The following is an 8389-nucleotide window of genomic DNA, read 5'->3' as shown; positions in this document are numbered from 1 at the left end:
CTCGCCACGCTGGTCGCGGCCGCCGACCTGGACGCTGCCCTGTCGAGCGGTGAGTTCACCGTCTTTGCCCCGACCGATGAGGCCTTCGGCAAGCTGCCCGACGGCACCGTCAGCACGCTTCTCGGCGAGGACGGTCGTCCGACGCTCAAGACCATCCTGACCTACCACGTCGTCGCAGGCACGATCACGTCCGACGCGATCCCCGCCGGCACGACGAAGGTCAAGACGCTCGCGGGCAAGACGCTCGAAGTCACCCGTCACGGCAGCGACATCCGCATCAACGGCAACAAGGTCATCGCGGCCGACGTTGCGGCTTCCAACGGTGTCGTCCATGTGATCGGTGGCGTGTTGTTGCCGAACTAAGTCCGCACCGCGACTCGGCCAGGTGCCAAGGATTGCTGCTCCTGACGCATGACGCAGACCGCCGCACCAGACCTTGCTCCTTCGCCGTCGCCGGTGTTGCCCCGCGTTGCCGCGGGCGACCCGGCGGCGGTTTCGACGTGCCTGGATCGCTACGGCCCGCTCGTCTGGTCCGTCGCCAAACGCGCGTGTGCCAGCGACGCTGATGCCGAGGATGTCACCCAGGAGACATTCATGAGCCTCTGGCGTGATGCCGCTCGCTTCGACCCAGACAAGGGCAACGAGGCCGCCTTCGTGACCACCGTCGCCCGTCGACGCCTGGCCGATCAACTGCGTCGCACCGGCAAGCCGTGTGGCCCGATCGTCCAAGACGTCGTCGCCCCGACCGAGTCGGAGTCCGACGACCAAGCCAAGCAAGCGATCGATGCAATGAACGAACTTTCAGATGACCAACGTCGTGTCATCGATATGAGCGTCTTCGGCGGGCTGACGTACCGCGAAGTCGCAGAACGGGCCGGGATGCCGCTGTCCACGGTCAAGTCGCACGCCCGTCGCGGCCTGGATGCCCTTCGCGGCGTCCTCACACGCCGGGCCGACGCAGCACGAGTGCGGAGAGAGACCTTCCGCTCCCAAAGAGGAGTTTCCGATGCCTGACACGCAACCACCTCCAACGCTCGACGAAGCGGTCGCGACCGACGAGACGGTCGTCGAGGCATGGTGTGCGATCGAGACGTCGCCACTGCCGGCATCGCTGCGGGCTCGGCTCGAACAAGATGCCGACGCGTTTCTGAATCCGCCTTCCACAATCGGAGACGACGCCCCCGAGCCGCTGCGTCTCCCGTGGGTGACGGCTACCGGTTGGCTCGCTGCCGCCGCCGCGGTGGTTGTAGCGACGACGCTCTGGCTCAATCGCCCTGCCGCTAGTCCGGTGGCTCCGACGATGGCGATGTTGCTCGAAGACGCCGACACGGTGACGTCGACGCTCGCGGTGTCGAATGACGACTTCGCCGAAGCCTCAGCCGAGGCGATTTGGAACGATGGCGAACAGACCGGCTTCCTTCGCCTGTCGAACCTTCCGCCCGCACCCGAGGGCGAGGTCTACCAGATCTGGGTCGTCGACGCCGACCGCCCCGACGAGGCTGGCGTGAACCGCGTCGACGGCGGGCTGTTCGTCATGCCCGAAGACGGCGCGGCGACGGTGGCCATCGCCCCGAAACTCCCCGTCGGTCGGGCCGTCGGCTTCGCCATCACCCGCGAGCCCGCCGGCGGCAGCGTGGTCAGCGCACTCGGCGATCGCCTGATCCTCATCGGCGGCGTGGGCTGAAGCTCAAAACGTGCAGCAGCAGCAGGAAAATGAGGCGTTCTGCCGCAGCGGCGGGACGCCGCGGGCGTCGTAGGGTGCGGTGAGATGACCACGACCGCCGACCCGGCCAGCCGTCTGGACAAGAGCCGCGACGTCCTCCGCGCGACGCGTCACCCGCTCGATGCCATCTTCCGCCCCGCCAGCGTGGCCGTCGTCGGCGCGACCGAGAGCCGCGGTGCCGTCGGCCGAACGCTGATGCAGAACCTCATCAGCTCGCCCTTCGGCGGGACGGTCTACCCGGTCAACCCGAAGCGTGCGAGCGTCCTGGGCGTCCGGGCGTACCCGAGCGTGGGCGACCTGCCGGAGGTGCCGGAGCTGGTCGTCGTCGCCACGCCCGCCAAGACCGTGCCGGCCATCGTCAAGGACTGCGGCGAGCGCGGCGTCCGGGGCATGATCGTCATCTCTGCGGGCTTCAAGGAGACCGGCCTTGAAGGCGTCGAGCTGGAGCGGCAGGTGCTTTCGGCCGCTCGCGAGCACCGCATCCGTCTCGTCGGGCCCAACTGCCTGGGCGTGATGAACCCGACGACGGGCCTCAACGCGACCTTCAGCAAAGGCGTCGCCCGGCCGGGCAACGTGGCGTTCATCAGCCAATCCGGCGCGCTCTGCACGGCCGTTTTGGACTGGTCGCACCGAGAAAATGTCGGTTTCTCCGCCTTCGTCTCGACTGGCTCCATGCTCGACGTCGGCTTCGGCGACCTCATCGATTACCTCGGCAACGATCCGCGGACGCGCAGCATCCTCGTCTACATGGAAACCGTCGGCGACGCCCGGCGCTTCCTCTCGGCCGCACGCGAAGTCGCTCTGAGCAAGCCGATCATCTGCATCAAGCCCGGCCGCTCTGAGGCCGCGGCCAAGGCGGCGGCGAGTCACACCGGTTCACTCGTCGGCAGCGACGACGTGCTCGACGCCGCCTTCCGACGCGTCGGCGTGCTACGGGTGAATCAGATCAGCGACCTGTTCCATATGGCCGAGGTTCTGGCGAAGCAGCCGGTGCCGAAGGGCCCGCGCATGACGATCGTCACCAACGCCGGCGGCCCGGCCGTCATCGCGACCGATGCACTCGTCCAGAACGGCGCCCGGTTGGCCGACGTCGGCGACGAGGCGATGGACAAGCTCAACGAGTTCCTGCCGCCGGCGTGGAGCCACAACAACCCGATCGACGTCCTCGGCGACGCCCCGGCCGATCGGTACGCCAAAACCCTCGAACTCGCGGCTGAAGACCCGGAGTCCGACGGCCTGCTCGTGGTCCTCACGCCGCAGGACATGACCGAGCCGACCGAGACGGCCGAGCTGTTGCTCAAGCACGTCAAAGGCAAGGACCGAGGCGGCAAGGGTGGCGTCGGCATCGGCGGGACCAAGCCGCTCTTGGCCAGCTGGATGGGCGGGCCGTTCGTCCAGGGCGGCGTCGAGGTGCTCAACCGGATGGGCGTCCCGACCTTCGACTACCCCGACACGGCTGCACGCATGTTCGCGTACATGCACCGCTACGCGAACAACCTGCTGTCGCTCTACGAGACGCCCCAAGGCACCGGCGACGACGAGAAGGACGCACGACAGCGGGCCGAGGCGATCATCGACGAAGCCCGGAACGAAGGCCGCGGAACGCTCACGGAAGAGGAGAGCAAGCGACTGCTGTCGGCGTACGACATTCCCACCGTCGAAACCGTGGTCGCGACCAGCACCGACGCCGCAGCGCAAGCCGCGGATCGCATCGGCTACCCCGTCGTCGTCAAGCTCCACAGCAAGACGATCACCCACAAGACCGACGTCGGCGGCGTGCAGCTCAACCTGCCCGATGCCGACGCCGTCCGCGACGCGTTCACGACGATGCAGTCGAACGTCGACAAGAACGACTTCCTCGGCGTGACGGTCCAGCCGATGGTCAGAATGAGCGAGGCATACGAGCTCATCCTCGGCTCCAGCCCCGACCCGCAGTTCGGTCCGACGCTGCTCTTTGGAAGTGGTGGGACGCTGGTCGAGGTCTTCAAGGACAAGGCCGTCGGGCTGCCGCCGCTGACGACGACGTTCGCGCGTCGCATGATGGAGCGGACCAAGATCGCCGAGGCCCTGAAGGGCGTCCGCGGCCGACGTGCGGTCGACATCGCTGGCTTGGAAAAGCTCCTCGTCCGGTTCAGCCGGCTGGTCGCAGAGCTGCGATTCGTGAAGGAAATCGACATCAACCCGCTGCTGGCCTCGCCCGACGGGCTGGTCGCACTCGACGCCCGCGTCATCGTCTACCCGGCGGAGGTGAAGCGCAGCGAGATCACGCCGCCCGCGATCCGGCCGTATCCGACGCGCTACGTCAACACGTGGTCGGCCAGCGATGGGACGAGCTACACCGTCCGCCCGATCAAGCCGGAGGATGAGCCGCTGATGGTGCAGTTCCACGAGGAGCTGAGCGAAGAGTCGGTCCGCATGCGGTACTTCGAGCTGCTCCGCCTCGACCAGCGGACGGCCCACGAGCGGCTGACGCGAATCTGCTTCAACGACTACAGCCGCGAAATCGCCCTGGTCGCCGTCGACGCGACTGGCAAGGCCGCGGGCGTCGGCCGGTTGAGCAAGGTGCCTGGCTTTGCCGAGGCCGAGTTCGCCGTGACCGTGACCGACCCGCACCAGGGCCGAGGCCTGGGCACGAAGCTGCTGGGCGACCTGCTGAACGTCGCCAAAGTCGAGGGCTGGTCGACGGTCGTCGGCATCATCTCACCCGCCAACGGCTCGATGCTGAAGGTCGCGAAAAACCTCGGGTTCTCGCTCGAAAATGACGAGGAAGAAGGCGTCATGCGTGCGACCTACGTCGCGTGACGAAGAGGTCAGCGTTGCAGGAACTTCAGCACCACCGGCTCGATCGCGTCTCGGAGTGTCGGGTTGGCGTAGCCGATCCAGCTGATGCCGGTCGTCAGGTCCATCGGCCCGTCGAGCGGCCGGCCGGTAGCGTCGGTGATGGCGATGCCGGCCTCGGTCGCGATGAGCAGGCCCGCGCAGTCGTAGGGGTGACAGCAGAGGCCTTCGGGCTGGCCTTGCATTGCGTAGAACGCCGGACGCAGGTCTGCATTGAACCGGTCGCGGCCGCAGATGAGCTCGTACCACTGCCCGCCGGTCGAGATGTACTGGTCGTCGAAGACCGTCGCCCGCGTGACATCGGCCTCGCCGATCTGGCTGCGGACGATGGTCTCGATCAGCTCGCTCGCCAGCACCTTGGTGCCGGGGAAGAAGTTGCTGACCTGAGCGAAGCCGTGGTTGATGGTCGTCGCCCGGCTCGGCTGCGGCGTGAGCCGTTCCTCGTCGCCAGCTCGCAAGTCGATCCGCCGGATGACCGCCCCGCCGCCCTTGGTCGCGGTGAGGATGTCGGCAAACCCCATCTTCGTCGTCGGCAGCTCAGCCATGACGCTGGCGACGGAGTCGGACAGCGTCGTCTCCGGCCCGTTGTTCGGCGCGACGCAGGCGAGGAAGAACGCCGGCCGCTTGTCGTACATCAGGCCACGCGTGCCGTCGATCGGGTCGATCAGCACGCGGATCGCACACTCGTCCTTCGGCGTACCGGCGGGGAAGGTCCGTTCGCCTTCGTTGCCTTGCTCGTCGTGGACGCCCTCGGCGATCAGAATCAGCGGCGTCTCCCGGCCCCACGCTTCGCAGGCGGATTCGATCGCCGGTTCGACGACGGCGTCGATCGCGTAAATCGTGTCGGCCTCGTCGGACCGCTCCACGCCGGCCATCTCTTCGGGCGAGGTCCGCCCTTCCATCACCAGCCGCCGCACCTCGCTGGCCATGGCGACGAGGCGTTCGAGGTGTTCTGCGGGACCGGCGGGCATGCCTCGATCATCGCTCCTGCAACGCTGCTGGCAACTCCGGCAGCGGCTTGCCGTAGACCGTGATGTGGATGTCGGCCTTGTTGCCGCACGGGGCTTTGATGACCTGCGGCGGGCCGAAACGCTCCGCGAGGAGTCGGCGATACGTGTCGGCCGGCTCGCGAGGCTTGAGGCCACGTTCGAGCGTCACACCGTGGCGAATCAGGATCACGCGCTCCGTCGGAAGAGACACGACCTCGTCAACCGGTGGCGCGTAGAGCAGCGGCGAGTCGGCGTAGTGGTACGCGTAGTAGTTCACCTGCGACGCTGCGATGGCCGACTGAAGCTGGAACTCGCCTTCGATCTTCGCGTCGCTGGGCTCGACACGCGTGAAGACCCACGGGTCCTCCGGCCCGGTCACGCTCGAAAGCCACAGCATTGCCCGCCGGGCGTGCGGCTCCGACAGCTCGCGGTACGGCTCTTGAAAATCGCGGAGAACGGAGAACCCGATCGCGAGCACCATCAACACGACGACCGCCGCGTGACCTCGTCGCAAGTGACGTCCCAGCACCCAGCCGAGGACCAGGGCGATGCCGCTGCCCATGAGCAGGCAGATCGGGATGGCCGCGTACTGCATCGTCCTGGCTGAGCCGCCGTATGGGTACTTCCCGGCAAAGGCTGCCCCGAGTCCGAGCAGCAACGGCAAGAGCAGCAGCGCGATCTGCGACCGCCGCCCCGTCCGCCAGAACCGCCACATGCCCAGCAGGCATAGCAGCAGCGTTGCCGTGCTGCCGAAGTCTCGGCCGCCGTTGGGGTAGCTGAGCATGCGACCCGCGTGCGTCTTGAGCAGCCACCACGGAATCAGCCAGGGCTGGTCGGTCGGCGGGAAGGAATCCTGCCACATGACCATCGCCGTGTATTTGTCGGTCTCGTGGTTGCGGACGTCGCCGGTGAATAGAAACATCGCGACAAAGCTCGCCAGCACCACGCCTCCAGAAACCATCGCCCACGCAGCGACGGGCTTTTCCTTGCGAAGCCAGCCGTCGACGAGCAGCCAGATCGTCGCCCCGCCGAGGCACAGGACGGCCGTGAAGCTGACCCAGACGCCGACGACGCCGGTCGCGATGAGCCCGACCCACTTCAGCACGTCGGGCCGACGGCGAATCTCCAGCGTCAGCCAGACCGTGAGCGCTGCGACGAGCAGGTCGACGCTGTACGGCTTGAGCTCGACGCTGTGCCGGAGCGGGAAGTAGCTCGCCGCCAGCACTGCGACGGCCGCTAGGGCTTCGCGCGGCCGAAGGAAACGCCAAGCCATGATCGCGAAGACCACCGTCGCCGCCGCTCCGGCGAGCGCCGGCACGAGACGCAGCGCCTCCTCGCTGTGACCGAGCAGCAGCGTCATCGCCTCGCTGATCCACAGGAATGCAGGCGGTGCAAGCTGTGAGTAGAGCAACGGGCCGTTGAGTCCGGCGAAGTCTCGGACGTAGAAGTTGATGGCCAGCATCGCCTCGTCGCCCCAGAACGGGCGATCGGTGGTGAAACGAACCAGCCGCCAGAGCATGTTGAGCACGACGAGCCCGACGATGGTCCAGAGGATGCGTCGGCGTGTCGGGCGGAGACGTTGTCGTGCGTTGGCGATGCCGAGTTGGTAGCGGGCTTTGGTCGCCCCTTCAAGTCGCCCGCTACAGTCGCCGCCCCCGAAGTCTGCCTTACCACCTCATGCCGCTCCTGTCCGACCCTGCCGCCGACGCCGCCGTCTCGCTCGATGGCGTTACCAAGACGTACGGCGAACACACGGCCGTCCGCGACCTGTCGCTCGTCGTCCCCAAAGGCTCCTGCTACGGCTTCATCGGCCCCAACGGCAGCGGCAAGACGACCACCCTCCGCATGATCATGCGGATCCACGAGCAGAACCAGGGCGACGTCACCGTGCTCGGCCGGACCAACTCCGACCGGCCTGACGACCGCGTCGCCTATTTGCCCGAAGAGCGCGGCCTGTACAAGCAGATGAAGGTCCGCGAAGTCCTTCGCTTTTACGCCCAGATCAAAGGCGCCGACGCCAGCAAGGCCGCGATCCAGGAGTGGCTGGACAAGCTCGACCTGAGCGACTGGGGCGACAAGAAGGTGGACCAGCTCTCCAAGGGCATGAGCCAAAAGGTCCAGTTCATCGCCACCGTCATCAGCAACCCAGAGCTGGTGCTGCTCGAAGAAGTCTTCAGCGGCCTTGATCCGGTCAATCGCGAGACGATGACCGAGCAGATCAACCAGCTCCGCCGCGACGGCAAGACCGTCATCTTCTCCACCCACGACATGGCGACGGCCGAGCAGATGTGCGACCGCATCTTCATGATCTACAAGGGTGACAAGGTGCTCGACGGCAGTCTGGCCGAGATACAGCAGAACTACGGCAGCGACACGATCCGCGTGCAGGTCGACGGCGCGGACGGCCATCAGATGGAACATCTGCCGGGCGTCACGCGTGTCCGCGACCTGGGCCAGACGCAGGAGCTGACGCTCGAGAAAGACACCGACGAGCAGTCGATCCTGTCCACGTTGATCTCGATGGGCAGCGTCAAGCGGTTCGAGGTGACGAGCCCGAGCCTGCAAGACATCTTCGTCCGCATCGCCCGACCCGACGCGGCTGCCTTGGCGGACCTGGGGGCCGAGATTGACGGCGAATCTGTTGAGGATCCAGACTTCCAGGAGCCGACAGAAGCGGAAATCGAAGCTGAGATTGCGCTAGCTGACGCGCAGGAGAAGGCATGACCAAGACCCTTGTCATCGCGATCCGCGACTACCTCGCGGCCGTCAAGACCAAGAGCTTCCTGATCTCGCTGGCGTTCATGCCGGTGCTGGTCATCGGTGGCATGCTCATCGGCCG

General features: G+C 66.7%; 7 protein-coding genes. 5 read left to right on the top strand and 2 right to left on the bottom strand.

Annotated elements, in window-relative coordinates; genetic code table 11:
* From AAGI46_13550 to AAGI46_13535, 4 genes are all read left to right on the top strand, one after another.
* A partial coding sequence (locus tag AAGI46_13550) for a fasciclin domain-containing protein (protein MEM1013229.1) occupies positions 1-363 on the top strand: 363 nt, incomplete at its 5' end.
* Positions 364-411: 48 nt separating this feature from the next.
* Complete coding sequence (locus AAGI46_13545; protein ID MEM1013228.1) at positions 412-1014, top strand: sigma-70 family RNA polymerase sigma factor; 603 nt, start codon at positions 412-414, stop codon at positions 1012-1014.
* A complete protein-coding gene (locus AAGI46_13540; protein ID MEM1013227.1) occupies positions 1007-1684 on the top strand; it encodes an anti-sigma factor in 678 nt (225 codons plus the stop codon). Before AAGI46_13545 ends, AAGI46_13540 begins: the two co-directional genes overlap by 8 nt.
* 84 nt (positions 1685-1768) lie before the next feature.
* Positions 1769-4525: a bifunctional acetate--CoA ligase family protein/GNAT family N-acetyltransferase gene (locus tag AAGI46_13535; GenBank protein MEM1013226.1), complete on the top strand. Its 2757-nt coding sequence runs from the start codon at positions 1769-1771 to the stop codon at positions 4523-4525.
* A gap of 8 nt (positions 4526-4533) precedes the next feature.
* On the opposite strand, the gene AAGI46_13530 is transcribed toward AAGI46_13535, so the two are convergent.
* Both AAGI46_13530 and AAGI46_13525 read right to left on the bottom strand, forming a co-directional pair.
* Positions 4534-5532, bottom strand: coding sequence for an inositol monophosphatase (locus AAGI46_13530; protein MEM1013225.1), 999 nt, complete (start codon positions 5530-5532; stop codon positions 4534-4536).
* Between the two features lie 7 nt (positions 5533-5539).
* On the bottom strand, positions 5540-7069 hold the full coding sequence (locus AAGI46_13525) for a glycosyltransferase family 39 protein (GenBank protein ID MEM1013224.1): 1530 nt from the start codon (positions 7067-7069) through the stop codon (positions 5540-5542).
* A 158-nt stretch (positions 7070-7227) separates the two neighbouring features.
* On the opposite strand from AAGI46_13525, the gene AAGI46_13520 reads away from it, so the two are divergent.
* Positions 7228-8274, top strand: coding sequence for an ATP-binding cassette domain-containing protein (locus tag AAGI46_13520; GenBank protein MEM1013223.1), 1047 nt, complete (start codon positions 7228-7230; stop codon positions 8272-8274).
* The last annotated feature ends 115 nt before the right edge of the window (positions 8275-8389 follow it).

The organism is Planctomycetota bacterium (assembly GCA_038746835.1).
Lineage (GTDB): Bacteria > Planctomycetota > Phycisphaerae > Tepidisphaerales > Tepidisphaeraceae > JBCDKH01.
The sequence above is the reverse complement of the archived record's forward strand: the minus strand, read 5'-3'. Positions and strand labels throughout refer to the sequence as shown.

What these genes read in the sequence shown, in the direction of transcription:
- AAGI46_13545 (MEM1013228.1), top strand. Translation starts at nt 412, where the DNA reads ATGACGCAGACCGCCGCACCAGACCTTGCTCCTTCGCCGTCGCCGGTG.
- AAGI46_13540 (MEM1013227.1), top strand. Translation starts at nt 1,007, where the DNA reads ATGCCTGACACGCAACCACCTCCAACGCTCGACGAAGCGGTCGCGACC.
- AAGI46_13535 (MEM1013226.1), top strand. Translation starts at nt 1,769, where the DNA reads ATGACCACGACCGCCGACCCGGCCAGCCGTCTGGACAAGAGCCGCGAC.
- AAGI46_13530 (MEM1013225.1), bottom strand. Translation starts at nt 5,532, where the DNA reads ATGCCCGCCGGTCCCGCAGAACACCTCGAACGCCTCGTCGCCATGGCC.
- AAGI46_13525 (MEM1013224.1), bottom strand. Translation starts at nt 7,069, where the DNA reads ATGCTCTGGCGGCTGGTTCGTTTCACCACCGATCGCCCGTTCTGGGGC.
- AAGI46_13520 (MEM1013223.1), top strand. Translation starts at nt 7,228, where the DNA reads ATGCCGCTCCTGTCCGACCCTGCCGCCGACGCCGCCGTCTCGCTCGAT.